General features: G+C 68.9%; 21 protein-coding genes. 8 read left to right on the top strand and 13 right to left on the bottom strand.

Features of this window, described 5'->3' with window-relative positions; genetic code table 11:
* Positions 1-77: 77 nt before the first annotated feature.
* The 3 genes from C3489_RS05360 to C3489_RS05350 form a co-directional block, all read right to left on the bottom strand.
* Entirely contained in the window at positions 78-1205 is a 1128-nt protein-coding gene (locus C3489_RS05360; protein WP_103780389.1) for a three-Cys-motif partner protein TcmP, read from the bottom strand.
* 102 nt (positions 1206-1307) lie between these two features.
* Positions 1308-2066 carry a DUF5131 family protein gene (locus C3489_RS05355; RefSeq protein ID WP_103780387.1) on the bottom strand — a complete coding sequence of 253 codons (759 nt, stop codon included), beginning with the start codon at positions 2064-2066 and terminating at the stop codon, positions 1308-1310.
* A gap of 231 nt (positions 2067-2297) precedes the next feature.
* Entirely contained in the window at positions 2298-2717 is a 420-nt protein-coding gene (locus C3489_RS05350; protein WP_103780385.1) for an arsenate reductase ArsC, read from the bottom strand.
* Between the two features lie 69 nt (positions 2718-2786).
* On the opposite strand from C3489_RS05350, the gene C3489_RS05345 reads away from it, so the two are divergent.
* From C3489_RS05345 to C3489_RS05330, 4 genes are all read left to right on the top strand, one after another.
* On the top strand, positions 2787-3101 hold the full coding sequence (locus C3489_RS05345) for a helix-turn-helix transcriptional regulator (RefSeq protein WP_103780384.1): 315 nt from the start codon (positions 2787-2789) through the stop codon (positions 3099-3101).
* Positions 3102-3139: 38 nt separating this feature from the next.
* Positions 3140-3928, top strand: coding sequence for an MIP/aquaporin family protein (locus C3489_RS05340; RefSeq protein WP_103780382.1), 789 nt, complete (start codon positions 3140-3142; stop codon positions 3926-3928).
* Complete coding sequence (locus C3489_RS05335) at positions 3925-4980, top strand: ArsO family NAD(P)H-dependent flavin-containing monooxygenase (protein ID WP_103780380.1); 1056 nt, start codon at positions 3925-3927, stop codon at positions 4978-4980. Before C3489_RS05340 ends, C3489_RS05335 begins: the two co-directional genes overlap by 4 nt.
* Positions 4981-5046: 66 nt before the next feature.
* Entirely contained in the window at positions 5047-6348 is a 1302-nt protein-coding gene (locus C3489_RS05330; protein WP_146075277.1) for a hypothetical protein, read from the top strand.
* A 9-nt stretch (positions 6349-6357) separates the two neighbouring features.
* Here C3489_RS05330 and C3489_RS05325 read toward each other — a convergent pair whose 3' ends face one another.
* Complete coding sequence (locus tag C3489_RS05325; RefSeq protein WP_344015279.1) at positions 6358-6831, bottom strand: N-acetyltransferase family protein; 474 nt, start codon at positions 6829-6831, stop codon at positions 6358-6360.
* A gap of 64 nt (positions 6832-6895) precedes the next feature.
* The gene (locus C3489_RS05320; RefSeq protein WP_103780375.1) at positions 6896-7270 is read right to left on the bottom strand and encodes a helix-turn-helix transcriptional regulator; all 375 of its coding nucleotides are present in this window, start codon (positions 7268-7270) and stop codon (positions 6896-6898) included.
* Between the two features lie 161 nt (positions 7271-7431).
* Between C3489_RS05320 and C3489_RS05315 the strand changes: the two genes are divergently transcribed.
* Positions 7432-8802, top strand: a complete 1371-nt coding sequence (locus C3489_RS05315) for an FAD-dependent oxidoreductase (protein ID WP_103780374.1) — start codon at positions 7432-7434, stop codon at positions 8800-8802.
* A 28-nt stretch (positions 8803-8830) separates the two neighbouring features.
* Positions 8831-9289, top strand: a complete 459-nt coding sequence (locus C3489_RS05310) for an ArsI/CadI family heavy metal resistance metalloenzyme (RefSeq protein ID WP_103780372.1) — start codon at positions 8831-8833, stop codon at positions 9287-9289.
* 175 nt (positions 9290-9464) lie between these two features.
* Here C3489_RS05310 and C3489_RS05305 read toward each other — a convergent pair whose 3' ends face one another.
* The 8 genes from C3489_RS05305 to C3489_RS05270 form a co-directional block, all read right to left on the bottom strand.
* Positions 9465-9965, bottom strand: a complete 501-nt coding sequence (locus tag C3489_RS05305) for an NUDIX domain-containing protein (RefSeq protein ID WP_181139499.1) — start codon at positions 9963-9965, stop codon at positions 9465-9467.
* A gap of 59 nt (positions 9966-10024) precedes the next feature.
* Entirely contained in the window at positions 10025-11068 is a 1044-nt protein-coding gene (locus C3489_RS05300) for a serine hydrolase (protein WP_103780368.1), read from the bottom strand.
* Between the two features lie 94 nt (positions 11069-11162).
* Positions 11163-12251: a glycosyltransferase family 4 protein gene (locus C3489_RS05295; RefSeq protein WP_103780454.1), complete on the bottom strand. Its 1089-nt coding sequence runs from the start codon at positions 12249-12251 to the stop codon at positions 11163-11165.
* A gap of 23 nt (positions 12252-12274) precedes the next feature.
* On the bottom strand, positions 12275-12811 hold the full coding sequence (locus tag C3489_RS05290) for a deoxycytidine triphosphate deaminase (RefSeq protein ID WP_103780366.1): 537 nt from the start codon (positions 12809-12811) through the stop codon (positions 12275-12277).
* Entirely contained in the window at positions 12808-13347 is a 540-nt protein-coding gene (gene dcd, locus C3489_RS05285; RefSeq protein WP_094056869.1) for a dCTP deaminase, read from the bottom strand. The genes C3489_RS05290 and dcd overlap by 4 nt, the downstream gene beginning before the upstream one ends.
* A complete protein-coding gene (locus tag C3489_RS05280; protein WP_103780364.1) occupies positions 13347-14582 on the bottom strand; it encodes a metallophosphoesterase in 1236 nt (411 codons plus the stop codon). The genes dcd and C3489_RS05280 overlap by 1 nt, the downstream gene beginning before the upstream one ends.
* Positions 14579-15898, bottom strand: a complete 1320-nt coding sequence (locus C3489_RS05275) for a UDP-N-acetylglucosamine 1-carboxyvinyltransferase (RefSeq protein ID WP_181139498.1) — start codon at positions 15896-15898, stop codon at positions 14579-14581. The genes C3489_RS05280 and C3489_RS05275 overlap by 4 nt, the downstream gene beginning before the upstream one ends.
* 2 nt (positions 15899-15900) lie before the next feature.
* Positions 15901-16338 (bottom strand): ATP-binding protein, encoded by a 438-nt coding sequence (locus tag C3489_RS05270; RefSeq protein ID WP_103780362.1) that lies wholly within the window; start codon positions 16336-16338, stop codon positions 15901-15903.
* Between the two features lie 175 nt (positions 16339-16513).
* Here C3489_RS05270 and C3489_RS05265 point away from each other — a divergent pair, with 175 nt between their 5' ends.
* A complete protein-coding gene (locus tag C3489_RS05265) occupies positions 16514-17785 on the top strand; it encodes a helix-turn-helix domain-containing protein (protein ID WP_103780360.1) in 1272 nt (423 codons plus the stop codon).
* Entirely contained in the window at positions 17782-18336 is a 555-nt protein-coding gene (locus tag C3489_RS05260) for a flavoprotein (RefSeq protein WP_103780359.1), read from the top strand. Before C3489_RS05265 ends, C3489_RS05260 begins: the two co-directional genes overlap by 4 nt.
* The last annotated feature ends 46 nt before the right edge of the window (positions 18337-18382 follow it).

Below are 18382 nucleotides of genomic sequence, written 5' to 3'. Positions count from 1 at the left end.
ATAACTCCTCTCCGTAGTTCTCACAGGTCAACACCGTTTCCCGGGCTCATGTGCCCTGGATGTGCCCTGGTGGCCTTTCACCAGAGGGCACCCTGCTCGGCTGAGGGACCGGCAGAGGGACTCGTTGCAGCCGCGCTTACTCGGGTCTTGGTGTTGATGGCGCGCGGTTCCGTCGTCACGGCGCCCGACTCACGCAGCTGTCGGACGGCCGTGATCACTTGGGCGGGCCGGTAGACGGTCTCCAAGAGCGTGTAGCGCTGGAGTTCCGGGACAGTTCGTCCCTTGGGCGCTTCGGATATGAAGTCATGCAGGATCCGTCGTAGCGGAGCCGTATCCGGTTCGAATACGAGATCCAGCATCTGCTGTTCGGTGTCCCTGGGGTCGCGGTAGCGGACGCCGTAGGAAGGGTCCACCTTCCACATAGCGTCCTTCATCTTCTCCAGTCCTCGCTCGTGCTGGGTGCCGAAGATCAGGTACAGCTTCCTGCCGCCCTCGTCGACCATCTCGAAGTACAGCGTGTGCGTGAAACCGGCCCGGCGTAACGTGGCTCGGTATTGCTCGCGCAGGAAGGTGAACTTGTGCGAGGAGGGCTGCCGGAATACGTCTTGCCACTCCTGGCTGCCGAAGGCTGCGTCGCCGAGTTGCCGGTGGCCGTCGTGTCTCTCGGCGAACCGGGTGAGGAAGGCAGGCTCGAAGGTGACCATGACTTCGGTGCTTCGGAAGCGACCGAGTTCATGCAGGAGCGAGTACGGGATGTCGGGCCCACCGAAGCTGTCCAGGAGGACGAAGAGGGGCTTGCCCAGCCTGCCGGTGCGCTGCAGCTTCCTCAGGAGGGCCGGGTGGAAGTCTCCCTGCTCGATGTCGATCGACAGACGTGCCGTGATGTCTTCCCTGTTTCTCGACTGAGCGAGGGCCATCTGGCGCTGCAATTCTTCTACCCGTCGGGGGTCTTCTTCCATGAGGACCAGCTGCACGCGCTTCGGGGAACGGTGCAGAGCGCGGGCGAAGACCTCGTAGGCGACGACGGGAGATCCGGGCTCGCCCTGCTTGTAGACGCCGGCGCCCGCGAACCCTTCCGCGTAGGTGATCACATCGTTCCGCGACAGCAGAATCGGCGCCCACGCTTCCAAGTACTGCTTGAGTAAGTCGTGTTTGGCGGCCGTGTGCGGATCGCGTTCCCACACGGCATCCTTCGGTACGGCCATGACCGCTCCCCCCTGCTCCCATACCGCCTTGCTGTTGGAGAGGGTCACACACCGTTGCCATATGCCACCAGAGTGCGTACGGCGTCCGTTGAAGATTGGCCGTTACTGCACTGTTGCCACGTGCAGCCGGGGCGGCATCTGGTCCCACGTGATGCCGGCGAGCTCACGGCCTCCGGACTTGGGCGTGCGGCCACCCCACTGTTTGAAGAAGAACGGCACGTCGGCTTCGTTGCAGGCATCCCGGATCTCGACGAGCCATTCCTCTTGCACGGGGCGGTGCTGGGGGCCGGATTCGCCACCGGCGATTACCCAGCCGATGCCGTCCAGGCGCAAGCCTGTCAGAGGGCCGAGCAGTGGTTCACAGGACAAGAACCGCACTGCGGCTGGCACCTGCCGCAGGTCATCAATGCGATCCAGGTGATCCGAGTTCTCGACGGAGACGCCCATCCAGAGGTTGGGAGGCCAGTCGAGTTGGCCTGCCAGTCGCCGGAGTCTGCGGGCCCTCTTCGTCAGGAGTTGATAGGTGTGCTGTGGCGTGTCGGCGATTACCTGGAAGACCTGTTGTACGAAGTCCAAGGGCACCTTGGCGTGGAACAGGTCGCTCATTGAGTTGACGAAAACCATGCGGGGGGTCTTCCACTGGCGTGGGATGGCCAGCGTGTCCGAATGCAGGGCGAGGCCGAAGCCGGGACCGGAGGTCCTGGGGTCACCGTCGGCTTGATACTTGGCCACCCCCATCGCCTTGAGGCGTCTGGATAACGTCAGGGCATAGCAGTTGTCGCACCCGGGGGAGATGCGATCGCAGCCAGTGGTGGGATTCCAGGTCGCCTCAGTCCACTCGATGGTGCTGCGATCGCCCATGGGTCCCCTCCCGTAGCAGTAGGGCAAGGGCGAACCAGCGCTTGCCCACTCTGCGCTTCGACTGCGCTGCCTAACGAGCGACGTACCGAACTGGCACGCGATCACGCCCATCCTTCACGTCGAACGTGCGTTCTGTGAAGGGGGTGCACCCGCCGGGTGGTAGGAGATTCTCGACGGCGGTGGCCTATCCGGAACCGATCACATCGGCGGCGCCGCTGCCCGTCGCGGATGTCACGCCTCCTGCTGGGCGTCGATCTCGGAGATCAGTGCCTCGATCCGCTTCTTGATCTCGTCGCGGATCGGGCGGACGGCCTCGACGCCCTTGCCGGCGGGGTCTTCCAGGGTCCAGTCGAGGTACTTCTTGCCGGGGAAGATCGGGCAGGCGTCGCCGCAGCCCATGGTGATGACGTAGTCGGACGCCTGGACGGCCTCGGTCGTGAGGAGCTTGGGCTGCTGGTCGGCGATGTCGATGCCGACCTCCCTCATCGCTTCGACGGCGGCCGGGTTGACCTGGTCTGCGGGAACGGAGCCGGCGGAGCGGACCTCGATCCGGTCGCCCGCGAGGTGGGAGAGGAAGCCTGCGGCCATCTGTGAACGCCCGGCGTTGTGGATGCAGACGAACAGCACGGAGGCGAGCGGGCTGGAGGGCATCGGTTCTTCCTTCGTCGGTGGATCAGCCCAGGCTGGTATCAGCCAGGAATGATGTGAAAGTATCAGGCCATGCTGACGTCAGTCGACACTGATCTGTTGCGGGTTCTCGCGGACCCGCTCCGCCTCCAGATCGTCACCCTGCTCGCCAAGGAGACGCTCTGCACGACGCACCTGATCGAGGAGACGGGGGCCAAGCAGACCAACCTCTCCAACCATCTGAAGGTGCTGCGCGAGGCGGGGGTCGTGGAGACGGAGCCGTGCGGCCGCTTCACCTACTACCGGCTCAAGCCCGACGTCATCGCCTCGCTTGCCGGTCAGTTCGCCGATCTCGCGGAGACCGCGCGTGCCACCGCCGAGAACAGCGTGAAGCGGTCCTGCCCCTGATTACCCGCCCCAAAGCCACCTGCACCGAGGAGTTCCTGTTGACCGCCACCGAGGCAACCCAGCACGGCAGAACAGGGCAATCCCCCATAGCCCCCGCCGCCGAGCCGCAGTTCGCTCCGGGCGCGACCCCGCCCCGGCGTCCTCCGCTGCTCGCCAAGGCCGCCGCCGAACTCGTCGGCACGGCGGCGCTCGTCGCGATCGTGGTCGGCTCCGGCATCCAGGCCACGGAACTGACCAAGGACGTGGGGCTGCAGCTGCTCGCCAACTCCACGGCCACCGTCTTCGGGCTCGGCGTCCTGATCACCTTGTTCGGTCCGGTCTCCGGTGCGCACTTCAACCCGGCCGTCACCCTGGCCGAGTGGTGGACGGCCCGGCGCGGCGGCCCCGGCGTCACGTTGCGCGAGGCGGCGGCATACGTCCCTGCTCAGATCGCCGGTGCGATCACGGGCTCGGTCCTGGCCGACGCGATGTTCGGCGAACCGCTGGTGAAATGGTCCACCCACGACCGATCGGCCGGCCACCTGCTGCTGGGCGAGGTCGTCGCGACCGCCGGCCTGATCCTGCTGATCTTCGGCCTGGCCCGCACCGACCGCCTCCGCTTCGCGCCCGTGGCCGTGGCTTCGTACATCGGTGCCGCGTACTGGTTCACCTCGTCCACGTCCTTCGCGAACCCGGCGGTGACCATCGGCCGCGCCTTCACCGACACCTTCGCCGGCATCGCGCCCGCGTCGGTGGCGGGGTTCATCGGCATGCAGCTCGTCGGAGTCGTGGTCGGACTCGCGCTGGTGGCGCTCGTCTTCATGCCCGGCCGGGAAGCCGCCGAATGACGCGGACAGCTCCGGTCGTGGTGATCGGTGGTGGCCAGTCCGGGCTTGCCGCCGGCTATCACCTTCGCCGGCTGGGCGTCGACTTCGTCATCCTCGACGCCCAGACCACTCCGGGAGGTGCCTGGCAGCACGCCTGGGACTCCCTTCGCCTGTTCTCCCCGGCCGCGTACTCCTCTCTGCCCGGCCGTCTCATGCCACCGCAGGCCGGCGCGACCTACCCCGACGCGCAGCACGTTGTGGAGTACCTCGCCGCCTTTGAGAAGCGGTACGAGTTGCCCGTCGAGCGACCCGTACGGGTTCTCGGCATCCGCCGGGACGGCGGACTCCTGCGGGTGGAGACCGACTCCGGTACCTGGCGGGCGGCAGCGGTGATCAGTGCCACCGGCACCTGGTGGCGGCCCTTCCTGCCCGCGATTGCAGGCCGCGGAGACTTCGGTGGCCGTCAGCTGCACACCGTTGATTACCAGAGCCCGCGGGACTTCGCCGGTCGCCGCGTGATCGTGGTCGGCGGCGGCAACTCCGGCGCCCAGATCGCCGCCGACCTCGCCCACAACACCGAGCTGACCTGGGTCACGCAGCGCCCACCCCGTTTCCTGCCCGACGACGTCGACGGCCGCGTTCTGTTCGACGTCGCGACCGCCCGCCGCCGTGCCCTCGACGAGGGGCGCACGGACACGGGGGGCGTCGCCTCGCTCGGGGACGTCGTCGCCGTACCGCCGGTCCGAGATGCCCGCGACCGGGGCCTGCTCAGGGCGGCGCCGATGTTCACGCGGCTCACTCCCACTGGGGCCGAATGGGCCGACGGCACGCGCGCCGAGGCGGACGCGATCATCTGGTGCACCGGCTTCCGACCGGCGCTGTCCCACCTGGCACCGCTCCGGCTGCGGGACCGCCGCGGGCACATCGCCGTCGACGGTACGCGTGCGGTGGACGAGCCGCGCCTGCACCTGCTCGGTTACGGCGACTGGACCGGGCCGGCCTCGGCCACGCTCATCGGGGTCGGGCGGTCGGCCCGGGAAGCCGCCCGTGAAATCGCTGCCTCGCTCGGGTAGGTGCCAAGTCGCCACGGTCGGTGAAATTCGCTGTGTGCGCTCCTGGGCCGAGCGTCTAATAGGGCGATGGAGCAAGCAAGACCCGCTGCGGCCGGGAACGACGACCTGCCTGAGCTGACGCTCGTGGTGGAAACGGCCCTAGGTGTGTTCGTGCGGAGCGTGCCGGCTGCGCTTCCCCTCCCGGAAGGTGTCGACCAGGGGACCGGGGCGGAGATGGCGGCTCATCGAGCAGCGGCGACGTGGGGACTCCCGGACTTCGTCTGCCACTCCGCAATCAAGCGCGTCTCGTCGGGGCAGCGGGAGTTGGGTGACCGGATGCTTCTGACCGGCAGCCGAGGTGTTGTCGTTCAGGTCAAGAGCCGGGAGGGCGCCTACAAGGACGATGCCAGTGAGCGGAACTGGCTGCGGAACAGGGGCGCCAAAGCTGCGCGCCAGGCGAAGGGGACTGTGCGCAGCCTGCGTTCGGCCCCGGCTGAGTTCGAGAACGGACGCGGCCAGACTCTCACCGTCGACGGCAACGACTACCAGTGGATCGGCGTCGTCGTGCTCGACCACGACCGCATACCCGATGACACCGTCGTTGACTGCGCGCTGCCCGGCCTGCCCTGCGTAGCCTTGGCGCGGCGGGACTGGGACTTCCTGTTCGACCAGCTGCGTTCGACTACCGCGGTGGTCAACTACCTCTTCCGCGTGGCCAACATGGACTCGGTGGCTCTCGGGGACGAGCCCGTGCGCTACTACGACCTCGCTGCAGCGGACGCCGACGCGCCTCCCGGAGAGATAAGCCCTGAGGTCGCCGAACTCGGCGGGATCCACTTCTCCGTACCGCTGCTTCCGCAGGCGCCGGTGGGATCCGATCGCGCGCACCGGGTCATGCGCCTCATCCTTGAAGACATCGCCATCAGTCCGCTCGGCCAGCACATGAGCGAAGCCAACCGCTTGCTCCTGCTCTCCGAGGTCGATGAGCTGCCGGTAGGCGCCCGCGCCGAGTGGGGCCAGCTGCTGCTCGACATGCTGCGCGAGGTTCGTCAGGTTCCCCCCAGCCATTGCAAGTGGCGCTGGCGCCGTTCCATCGCTCCATCCGGCACCCGACAGATGATCTTCGGGTGCGCGACGCGCTTCGGCCCCGATATCCAGGCGGCCTTTCAGTCATATGTCCTGCTGCGCCATCACGAGCTGCACCAGCAGACGGGCCTGGCGGATCAAACGGCGACGCTCGGTGTGCTGCTGACTCCCCGTACTGACGGAACGCGCCCATGGGACACCACCCTGCTGCGCACAGAAGGAGACAACCAGCTCACGCCGGAAGAGGTGAAGCAATATTCGGCGCTCTGGAATCGGCAGCGCACCGATGCGGCCGGCACGTAAGCGGACTGGTCAGTCGATGACCGCGCTACGGCGCTCCACCAGGACCACGTCGCGCCAGCGGCCGTGGTGGCGCCCGATGCGCTCGCGGGTGCCGATGACGCGGAAGCCGGCCCGTTGGTGCAGGGCGATGCTGGCGGTGTTCTCCGGGAAGATGCCGGACTGGATGGTCCAGATCCCGGCCGCCTCGGTGGAGTCGATCAGTGCCTTGAGCAAGGTGGAAGCCACTCCGCGGCCGCGGGCGTCGGGGTGGACGTACACGGAGTGCTCGACGACACCGGCGTAGGCGCAGCGGTCGGAGACCTTTGTGGCGGCCACCCAGCCGAGCACGACCCCATGCTCGTCCAGGGCGACGAAGCGGTGCCCGGGCAGCTTCGCAGCGTCGAATGCTTGCCACGTCGGGACGGCCGTCTCGAAGGTGGCGTTGCCCTCGTCGATTCCGGCCTGGTAGATCGCCAGGACCTCGTCGGCATGTGAGGTGGCCATCGGCGCGACGGTCACACCGGTCGGGTTGCTCACGGTGGCGTACTCCGGGGGGTGATGGGCGAGGTCAGACCGCTGCCGGCGCGATGGTCAGCAGCTTGCCCATCGCGGCCAGCACGGAGGGCTCCACCCGGTAGTACACCCAGGTACCGCGCCGCTCCGAGGTCAGCAGGCCGGCCTCCTTCAGCTTCTTCAGGTGGTGGGAGACGGTCGGCTGGGAGACGCCCACATCGGAGATGTCGCACACGCACGCCTCGCCGCCCTCGTGCGAGGCCACCGCCGAGAAGAGGCGCAGCCGTACCGGGTCGCCCAGCGCCTTGAACATCCGCGCGGCCGTCTCGGCCTCGTCCGCGGTGAAAGGGCGCTCGGTGAGCGGCGGGCAGCACGGCGCCACGGCGTCGGAGGCGGGCTCGATCAACGGCAGCACCTTAGTGTTCGACATGCATCTATGTTGACACATGTCGAACCAGGTGGGCGAGGGGTCTCAGTCGGCGAGCGAGGGCAGCAGACTAGTTTCGATGAATGTCTATGTTGACGCGTGTCGAATCAGCTGCCATGCTGGCGGCGCAAGCCATCGACAAATGTCGAAGCAAAGGGGAAATCGTGAACGCGCCCGCCACTGGCCAGCTGCCCGTCGTCGTCATCGGCGCGGGCCCCGTCGGCCTCGCTGCCGCCGCCCACCTCGTCGAGCGCGGCCTCGAACCGCTGGTCCTGGAGGCTGGCCCCTCCGCCGGCACCGCCGTGCGCGACTGGGCGCACGTACGGCTGTTCTCCCCGTGGGCCGAGGTTACCGACCCGGCCGCCGAGAAGCTCCTCGCCCCCACCGGCTGGGTCCGCCCGGACGGCGCGACGTACCCCACCGGCGGTGACTGGGCCGAGCAGTATCTGCAGCCGCTCGCCGACGTCCTCGGCGACAAGATCCGCTACGGCGCCACCGTGACGGGTGTCGCGCGCGCCGGCCGCGACCGCATCGTCGACGCCGACCGCGACGAGCAGCCTTTCACCGTGCACATCGAGCTGGTGGGCGGCCGCGAGGAGCGCATCGCCGCCCGCGCCATGATCGACGCCTCAGGCACCTGGTCCATCCCCAGTCCGATGGGCGCCGACGGGCTCCCCGCCCTCGGCGAGAAGGCGGCGGTTGACCGCATCTCCTACCGCGTCCCCGACCTGCGGGACCCGGCCATTCGCGCCCGGTACGCAGGCAAGCGCACCGCGGTCGTCGGCTCCGGGGCCTCCGCCTTCACCGCGCTGGCCTACCTCGCCGACCTGGCCATGGAAAAGCCCGGCACCCACGCGGCATGGGTCCTGCGGCGCGGCATCGGTGCGAACACCTTCGGCGGTGGCGAGGCCGACCAGCTCCCCGCCCGGGGCGCCCTGGGGCTGCGCGCCAAGGCCGCCGTCGAGGACGGCCACGCGAGCGCGGTGACCGGCTTCCGTACACGGGCCGTGGAACGGGACGGTGACCGGCTGGTCCTGGTCGCCGAGGACGGCCGCCGCCTGGACCCGGTCGACGAGGTCCTCGTGCTGACCGGCTTCCGCCCCGACCTGTCCTTCCTCTCCGAGGTCCGCCTCGGCCTCGACGAACGTCTCCAGGCCCCCGTCGCGCTGGCCCCGCTGATCGACCCGAACATCCACTCCTGCGGCACGGTCTACCCTCACGGCGTCAACGAGCTCGCCCACCCCGAGCAGGACCTCTACCTGGTCGGCATGAAGTCCTACGGCCGGGCGCCCACGTTCCTCGCGCTGACCGGCTACGAGCAGGTCCGCTCCGTCGCCGCCGCGCTCGCCGGCGACCGCGAGGCCGCCGAGCGTGTCGAGCTGACCCTGCCGGAGACCGGCGTGTGCGGCGGTGCCGGCCTCTACGAGGCCCCCGACACCGCATCCGAGGGCGGCGAAGGCGGTGGCTGCTGCGGCGCCCCGGCCACGCTCCACATCGGCGTCGGCATCCCGACTGCCACCTCCGGCGGCTGCTGAACTCCCCACCCACCCAAGGAGATACGCCATGTCCCGCGTACAGCTCGCCCTCCGCGTCCCCGACCTCGACGCCTCCGTCGCTTTCTACAGCAAGCTGTTCGGCACCGAACCCGCCAAACTCCGCGACGGCTACGCCAACTTCGCCATCACCGAGCCCCCGCTCAAGCTCGTCCTCATCGAAGGCACCGTGGAAGAGGCCACCCGCCTGGACCACCTCGGCGTCGAGGTCGAATCGACCGAGTCCGTTCACGCCGCCACTACCCGCCTGAGCGAGGCGGGCCTGACCACCACCGAGGAGGCTGACACCACCTGCTGTTACGCCCTCCAGGACAAGGTCTGGGTCCACGGCCCTGGCCAGGAGCCCTGGGAGGTGTACGTCGTCAAGGCCGACGCCGACACCCTGACCAAGCAGCAGGGCAGCAGCTGCTGCACCACCCCGGGAGCGTCAGAGGCAGAGGAACCTGCTGCTGCGGGCGGCTGCTGCTGATCGGACCATGATCAATCTCCACGCCAGCGGGGTCGTGACCGGTACGGGGGACCGGTCACGGCCCCGCGCCGCCATGCCGGCCCTCTGTGCCGGTCGCGTGCGATGGGCGGCGGAGCCGTTTGGCGCCGAGACCATCGATCGCCTCGTGCAGGGTCATGTCCAGTGGTGCGCTCAGTCAGTTCCAACCGTCCAGCGACACCTGAGGCCCACCGGCCAGGTAGCGATGAAGGGCGCTGGCGGTGGTCTCCACGAACTCCTTGGGGATGGCGCCGGTGTCGACCCAGCGGACTTGGGCGTGCTTGCGCGGTTCGCGGTTCTCCGGCTCGCCGGACCATTCGTGGGCGACGAAGACGACCGTGAGGAAGCCGTTGGGGGCTTCCACGCCCCAGGCGCCGTGGATGACGTGGGCGACCTTGAGCGCTTCCGGCTTGACGGTCAGACCGGTCTCCTCGTACAGCTCGCGGACGGCCGTCGCGGTGACCGGCTCGCCGGGCTCGTTTTTGCCGACCGGGAGGTCCCACTTGCCCTTGGCGAATTTGGCCTGCTCGCTGCGCTGAAGGAGGACCACGCGGTTGTTGGCCTCGTCGTGGATGATGACGGCGGCGACCAGCAGGGTCATGGATTCCAGAGCGGGCCGGAGCCCCTCGGGCTGATCATCGGTTGTCGGCTGAGCCACGGGGGTCCCTTCCTCGCCGGGTCGGTGGGCATCTCGGCCGTAGCTCTCGATGGGCTCCTCTACTTGAAGGCGAGCTCTCGGAAGCTGTTGCGGATATCAGTCAGCGGTGCGCGGTCGCGGGTGTAGTAGAGCTTGTTGGTCAGGAGCACCGCCCAGCGGCCCTTGATGGGGGAGATCCACATGCCCGTGCCGGTGAAGCCGTAGTGGACCCAGACGTCCTCCTCGGTGGTGGTACCGGGAGCTTGGTGCCAGAACAGGCCGCGAGCGGGCTGGAGCTGCCCCGTCTCGATGGCCAGGGACCTGTTGATCCACTCGATGCCGAAGCCAGCCCGGAGCTGTGACGCTGCGGGGGCGAGCGTGTACTGGAGGAAGGTGGCGAGGTCGTCGAGGACGGTGAAGACGCCGGCAATGCCGCAGACGCCGCCCAGGAGGCGGGCCGAGAAGTCGTGGGCGACTCCCTTGAGGTGGGTGTCGGTGTCCTGGTCGAGTTCGGTGGGGGCGCAGCGGGCGGCGAGGTCGGCGGGCAGGGGGCCGAAGCGGGTGCCGGTCATGCCCAGGGGGTGCCAGGTGCGGGCGGTGGCCAGCTGGTCCAAGGGGCGGCCGGAGAGGTGTTCGGCGAGGTAGCCGAGGATGAGGGCGGCCCGGTCGGTGTACTCGACGGCTTCTCCGGGTGTCCGATGGAGTTGTTCTTGGAGGACGCCTCGGCGGATCTCGTGGGGGTCGGTGCCGTAGAGGTTCTTCAGCTGCGCCCGCAGTGGGACGCCGGCGGTGTGCGTCAACAACTGCCGGGCGGTGACGGCTCCGAGTGGGTGCCCGGTGACCTCCCGCCAGAAGCTGCCGAGCGGCTGGTCTAGATCAAGGGTGCCGTCCTCCCACAGGGCCCCGATGGAGGACCAGACGGCCAGGATCTTGGTGAGGCTGGCGGCGTCGAAGACGGTGTCGGTATGCATCGGCACGTCCGGCTCGTCGGGGTCGAGGACGCCGGTGGTGCCGTGGGCGAGGGTGCCGGTGGCATCGCCGACGGCCCACACGGCGCCCGGGTACACCTTGTCGCGGACTCCCTCGTCGAGGAGGGCTTCGATGCGGTCGCGGTCGTACGTCATGGTCTCCCTCTTCGCCGGGGTGTCCCGTCGGTCAGCGTAGTGACGTTCGCGGAGCGGTTCGGGTAGTGACGTGTCGGGTCGTCTGGCGGTCGGTTCAAGTGAGCTGTCGGCCGAGGTCGGTCAGCAACCGTGCGGTCGCCGAGAGGGGATAGCGTGCCGCGTTTGCATAGCCCGCCTGTCGCAGGGCAGTCAGCAGCCCAGGTGTCTTTCTCAGCCGGTCGAGGTCGCGCGCGAGTGCGGCGGAGTGGGTGAAGTCGGTGGCCATGCCGGAAGCGGCGAGGGCTTGGTTGAGGCCGGGGACGGGCTGGTAGAGGACGGGTAGCCCGCATGCCTGGGCTTCCAGCGCGACCAGTCCCATGGCCTCCAAGGTGGTGGACGGCACGACGAGCACGTCGTGTTCGGTGAAGGCTTTCCACAGCTGTGGGCGGTGGAGCCAGCCGAGGTAGCGGACTCGTACGCCGGCTCGTTGCAGTAGCGGGGCCAGTGCGTGGAACTGGGCTTTGGGCGCTGCGACTCTCAGCTCGACGCCGGGCACGGGAGCCAGGCTCTTGATCAGGGCCTCGGCACCCTTTTCGGCGGTCAGGCGTCCTGCGTACAGGAGCCGCAGGTGGCTGGTGGAGGTGCGTGCTGGCCGGGCGGGCGGGGCGGTAAGCAGGTGGTCGGGGATGCCCCAGGGGATGTGGGTGATCTTGCGGCGTTCGATCTGCGGGGCGAGCTTGAGGAGGCGGTCGGCCATCGCGTTGGTGGGGACCACGATGGCGTCGGCGGCCCTGGCTGTCTCGCGCAGTACTTGGAGCTGGTCTCGGTGGGTCTCGGCGAAGAGCAGGTCCGTGCCGTGGACGAGGGCGATCCGGGGGTGTGCGGGTAGGGCGCGGATGAGGGCTGGGGTGGCGCCGAACGCGAGGTGCTGCAAGTGGAGGACGTCGATCCGTGTGGGATCGAGCGTGGCTGTAAGCGCTCTGCGCAGGGTGGTGACGTAGCGGCTGAAGGCTGTTCCTTCCAGGCATTTGCCTGCTGCGGGGAGCAGGTTGAGGCCGGCGGGTGGACGGGGAGCGTGACCAGGTGGTGCGAGCATGAAGGCGCGGGCCGGGATGAGGGGTTGCTCGCCGGTGTAGAGGTCGAGGAAGAGCTCGACGCTGCCGCCAGGGCTTCCGACGGGGAGATCCAGGAAGGTGGCGGCCATCGGGCCGGTGGCCGAGCTGGCGTTCACCGCGCTCCTCCGTCGATCTCCTCGTAGAGGCGCGAGATGTCGATGCCTTCCGTGGACGCGTACTTGGCGGGCTGCTGCTGGTAGCTGGCCGGGGCGCCGAAGGCGGTGAGGAAGACGAGCTTGCCGAAGGTCATGCCTGGATACACGCGCACCGGTCGGACGGCGCGGATCTCCAGCGTCCAGCGGATCGCGTGGCCCTGGTGCCCAAGCGGAGCCGACACGTGGACCCAGATGCCCAGGGAGCCGGTGGTGCGGTCGCCGTTGAGCATCTGCGCGTACGTCTCCGAACCAGTCCGCTCCAGTGTGATGCCCAGGTACAGCAGGCCAGGGCGCAGCACCAGGCCGACGTCGGGGATGGCCTGCTCGGTGAAGGTGGTGGGCATTGCGGCGTCGAGGTCGCCGTCGCAGACGCGGATGGTGTTGCCGAGGCGCCAGTCGTAGGCGTTGGGGGAGACGCGGCTGGGCTCGTACGGGTCGATGGTGATCTCGCCGGCCTCGACGGCGGCGGCGATGGCGGGCCCGGTGAGAATCACGATGCCACCACCTGGAGCCGGGCGAGGTCTCGCCAGTAGGCGGAGGGCTGCGGTCCTGCGGCGGCCTGGTACTTGCCCCGGTAGAGGTCGATGGCGCCGGTGGAGAGGAAGAACATGATCTGCCCGATCTTCATGCCGGCGTACACGCGCAGCGGTCGGATCGGGGTGAGCATGAGCGTCCACTGGCCGTGGAAGCCGATGTCGCCGATGGGGGCGGTGATCTCGACAAACAGGCCGAGACGTCCGACGGAGGAGCGGCCGAACAGCAGCGGCACGAACGTGTCGGAGCCGACCTCTTCGAGGGTGTGGCCGAGGTAGAGCTCGCCCGGCTGGAGGATGTGCCCGTCCGGGCCGATGTTGGATTCGCGGGTGGGGTTGGGCCGGTGGGCGTCCAAGACAGGGCCTGTGTAGGTGATCAGGGTGGGCCCCAGACGCACGTTGTAGCTGTTGGGATTGACCTGGTCGGCGGCGAACGGGGTGATGCGGAGGCGGCCGTCGTGAGCGGCTGCGGTGATCTCCGGGCCGGTGAGGATCATTAACGGCCTCCTTCCGCGGTGTCGGGAGCGGTGAGGACGTGCTGGACAGCCTGGTCCAGACGCAGGCCGGCCTCGTGCGTGCGCTCGCCGAGGTAGGTGTCGGCGAGGTAGTCGGTGGTCAGCACGGTGGTGACGGCATCCGGCAAGGGATCGGGGGCGGTGACGAGCGGGCCGGTCTGGGTGGTCAGCTGTGACAGCCAGCCGGGGAGGTCGCTGCGTGCCAGCTCAGGTACTTGGGCGTGCACCAGCTGGTTGCCGAACGGTTCGATGGAGAGCAGGTGGCCCTGGGTGACGGTGTCGCCGAGGGGTACGGCGCGTAGTGCCGTCTCGTTGAGGATGACCGCGTCTGCCCCGAGTGCCGTACGCAGGCGGGCGGCGAGGTCCAGGAGCAGGTTGCGCCGGTCGAGGGGCTGGTGGCGGTAGGCCGGACTGAGGGGGCCGAGGACGGCGGTCAGCTGCTGCCTGACCTCCTCGATGCGTGAGCGCAGGCCCGCAAGCTCCGCGGGGACGAAGCTCGGGAGCTGATCCGGGAAGGATGTAGTGCCCGCGCCCCATCCCGCGCCCACGGGCGTGGCGATCGCATAGCCTTCGGCGAGTTCCCGGCCCTTGACGACCAGGGTGCCGTCGACTCGGACCGGCCCATACTGATCGCTGTGGCAGTGCCCGGCGAAGACCACGTCGAGGAAGGGACAGGCCGCCGCGAGTTCCTGGTCTTCGTCGAAGCCGGAGTGGCTGAGCAGGACCCAGCTGTCCACCTCATGGTGGTGGGCGAGAATCACCTCGCGCAGGGCCTGGAGGGGATCGGTGACGCAGTGGCCGGCTCGTTGGGCGGCCGGGATCGAGTGGAAGGCTTGCCAACCGATCACAGCGGTTACGCCGACGCGCCGTCCATCGATGTCGGCGATGTACAGGCGGCGGAACAGGGCGTCGCCAGTGTTGGCATCGACGGCGTTGGCGCAGACAGTGCGCCGGTGAAGGTCGGCTTCGAAGTGGTGGGGCCAGCCATGGTTGCCAGGGGCCAGCACGTCGTACAGCCCGAGCAGGATCTCCCGCTCGATCGCGCCGCGACCGAGGCGGTAGTACCCACTGCCTTCGAAGAAGTCGCCGCAGTCCACGATGAGCGAGGTCGGGCGTAGCGCGTGGAGGTGGGTCAAGAACGGCGCGGCGTTGTCGAAAGCGGAATGGACGTCGGTCGTGGCGACGATCTGGCGGAGGACGCGGCCATCGCTGGTCATGGGGTGACCTCGCAGATGTCGGCGCCCAGGGTGCGCAGCTTGCCGGACAGGTCGGCGTGGCCGCGGCGCAGCTGGTCGAGGCCGCCGATGGTGGTGACGCCTCGGGCGGTGAGACCGACAACCATGAGGGCGGAACCGGTACGGATGTCGGTTGCTTCGACGCCCGCGCCCGTCAGCTGCTGGGGCCCGGTCAGACGGCATTCGGTGGGAGAGATCTCCTCGATCTCGGCGCCCAGGCGGGACAGCTGAGGCAGCAGGTTGCCGTGGCGGCCGGGATTGATGGCGTCGGCGAACAGATGCGTGCCGGGCAGTCCGAGGGCGAGTGCCATGAGCGGTGGTTCGAAGTCGGCGTCGAGGCCCGCCGGGCTCAGGGAAGCGATGGCCCGCAGGGGACGACCAGTGGGTACTGCCTCCTGGGCGCGGACAGTGAGGCCATCCGATGCTGCGTCTGCGGGGATGCCGAGCTGATGAAGGGCAGCCACGAACGGGCGTACGTCCTTGCCCTGCACGCCGTCGATACGGGCAGTACCGCGGGTCGTGGCGATCGCGCAGGCCAGCGTGGCTGCCTCGATCTTGTCTCCGGGCACGGTCCAGGCAGCGGGGGCAGTCGGCGGCGAGGAGGGCGGCGAGAGAGTGAGTACATGCTCGGCGGCGCGCGTCTCCCAGCCCACCGAGCTCAGGGCGTCGAGCACGCTCAGGACTTCGGGCGAGAGGTTGGGCTGGCCCAGCCGTAAGGGCCGGCCGGTTGTGAGGGCGCGCAGTGTCGCGGCCACGGTCGCACCCCGAGAGCGGAAGGGCAGTGCGATGGAGACGGTGTCCGTGTGAGACCTGAGGGCCTCGATGCCGTATCCGGAGCTGTCCTGCCGACTCCGGTCGCCGAACGCCTCGTACACCTTGAAGTGCAGCTCCATCCCGCGCGCACCGATCCGGCAGCCGCCCGGCCAGGGCAGCCGTGCCTGGCCGTAACGCGCGAGCAGGGCGGGGACGAGGTAGTACGAGGCGCGGATGTGGGCTGCCTGCGCCAGATCGGGCAGCCGTTGAGATGCCTCCGTCGGCAGGATCACGTAAGTGGTCGGTTCGCCGACGGGCTGCGTGACATGCCAGCCCGCCTGTTGCAGCAGAGTGAGCATGATCTGGACGTCCGTGCTGTCCGGGACGTTGCTCAATCGGACCGGCCGACCGAGGGCCGCCGCGGTGGCCAGGAGCGGCAGAGCGGCGTTCTTGGAGCCGTCGACACTCACGGTGCCGGCGAGCGGCGGTCCAGGGCGTACGGCGATCACCTCGGCGGCCACGCCGGAGGCGTGGGTGGTTGTCATCATCAACTCCTCTGCAGGGGGGAGAAACAGGCGACTTCCTGGCTGGGTTTGCTGGGCAGGTCGATTTCGGCCCAGCAGCGCTTGCCGGTCACGGTCGGTTCGGCGTGGTACCGGTCGGCGAGAGCGGCGACGAGGAACAGGCCCCGGCCGCCCTCGCTGTCCGCGTCGGGCAGAGTCGGCTGGGGAAGGACCGGGCTCGTGTCGCAGACCTCGATCCGCAGGACGGCCTCGTCGAGACAGACCGCGAGCGAGACCGATCCGGTGCCGGCGTACTGGACCGCGTTGGTGACGAGCTCGCTGACCAGCAGTTCGGCCGTGTGCACCACCTCGGTGCCCAGTCCCGCGTCCCAGCCCGCTATCGCGTCCACGGCCTGGTGCCGGGCCTTGCTTGCTGCGGCGGGCGTCGCGGGTAGGGAGAGAGCGAGCTGATGCGCTTCCATGAGCGGCCTCCCGGTGTAGGTGGGGCCACACCAAGCAACCAGTCCGTCGCCGTGGGTGGTGAGCCCTGACGCGTGCGCTGCATGGCTTATGCAGGAGCTGCATCACGGCCAACTACGGCTGATCTATGCTCGATTGAGCAGGCAGGATCAGCGACGGCGGAAGGAGCCGTGGCAGATGGCCGACGCGCATGGGGAAGCGAGACGGATCGGAGAACGGATCCGTCGGGCGCGGGTGTTACAGCGGCGTTCACAGCACGACGTGGCCGCAGCGCTCGGGTATCACCAGTCCAAGGTGAGCCGTCTGGAGAGCGGTCGCGGCACGGAGGACATCCGCGTACTACGCGCCATCGCGCAGGAACTGAACATCCTGCCTCATGAGTTGGGCCTCGCCCCATCTCAGGACGTCTCCGCCGCCGATCAAGAAGCTGACGACATGCACCGCCGCTCCTTCCTCGCCGCGAGCATCGCAGCGCTCGCGGCCCCGGCCGGCTCTTCGGCCTCGCACACCGCCCTCGTCCAGGCCCTCCTGCCCGGTCCCGGCCCTGCGGGCACCGGTGGCCCCCAGGACACCGCCGTTCTGTATGAGCGCGTCGGATTAGCACTCAGGCTCTTCCATACCTGCCACTACACGGAGCTGGAGCGCACCCTCCCAAGCCTGATCGCCGACCTGCGGATGGCTGCCAGCGATGCGACGGACAGGGACCTCGTGTCCCGGCTCCTAGCCACGGCGTATCAGACGACGACGAGCCTGTTGCTCAAGCAGCACGACCAGGGCAACGCATGGCTCGCCGTCGGCCGGGCGATGGCCGAGGCCGAACGCTCGGGGGATCCGGTGGTCCTCGCCTCCAGCGTCCGCGTCCAGGCCCACGTGCTGGTCCGAGAGAAGCACGCCACTGAGGCCGTCACCTTGGTCCGGCACACCGCCGACCAGCTCACCGGCTCCTACGATCGGCGCTCTCCGAAGTACCTCGCCGCTGTCGGACTGCTGCTCCTGCGCGGAGTGACTGCGGCCAGCAGCCGCGGTGATCGCGCGGCCACAAAGGAATTCCTCACCGAGGCCAAGGAAGTCTCGCGGTACGTCACTCTCGACCGGCCCGACGCCTGGGCCACCTTCAGCCCGACCAATGTCGCCTTGCATGAGCTGAGCGCTTTGGTGGCCTTCGGCGACGCCGGCCTCGCCCTTCAGGCGGCCCGGCCCCTCATGCGCCGGCACATCCCGGTGCCCGAACGCCGCGCCGCACTGTGGGTGGAGGCGGCCCGCGCCTATAGCCAGCAGGGCCGCCTGGCCGACGGCTACCAGGCCCTACGTATCGCCGAGACCTGCGCCGCCCAGGACATCCGCCGCCCCGACGTCCGCAGCCTGGTCGCGGATATGGCCGCCCGAGACCGCCGACGTACTCTGCCGGAACTGCACCACTTCAGTCGCCAACTGGGAGTCCCCGCGTGACCGAACCGACCGCCCCGGACAAGAAGCCCTTCCTGTACGTCGTTGTGTGCGCGGCAGGCGTGGCCCGTGACGTCGGCAAGCTGATCACAGCCGCCCAGGAGGCGAACTGGGATGTCGGCGTCATCGCTACACCGCAGGGATTTGGCTTCATCGACGCCACGGCGATCGAGGCACAGACCGGTTACCCGATCCGCTCCGCCTGGCGTTCACCGGGAGACCCGCGCCCCCTGCCCCCGGCGGATGCGATCGCCGTGGCTCCCGCCACCTTCAACACGATCAACAAGTGGGTCGCCGGGATCTCCGACACTCTCGCCCTGGGCATCCTGTGCGAGGCGTACGGCATGGGCATCCCGACCGTGGCTTTGCCCTACCTGAACTCTGCCCAGGCCGCCCACCCCGCCTACCAGCAGAGCCTGGACCGGCTGCGGGGGATGGGTGTCCTGATCGGTTCCTGTGAACCGCACCGGCCGAGGGCCGGCGGCGCGGCGGAGCGCTTCCGCTGGGAGGAAGCTCTTGAACTGCTGGAGCCTCTGGTCGGCACGGCGCGGTGACGCCCTTTCCTCTCGCGCGTAGCTCCATTCACGGGTAGCCGCGTAC

The sequence above is a fragment of the Streptomyces sp. Ru71 genome (assembly GCF_002920535.1).
Lineage (GTDB): Bacteria > Actinomycetota > Actinomycetes > Streptomycetales > Streptomycetaceae > Streptomyces.
Note: the sequence above shows the minus strand (reverse complement) of the source record. Positions and strands in the feature narration are given on the sequence as shown.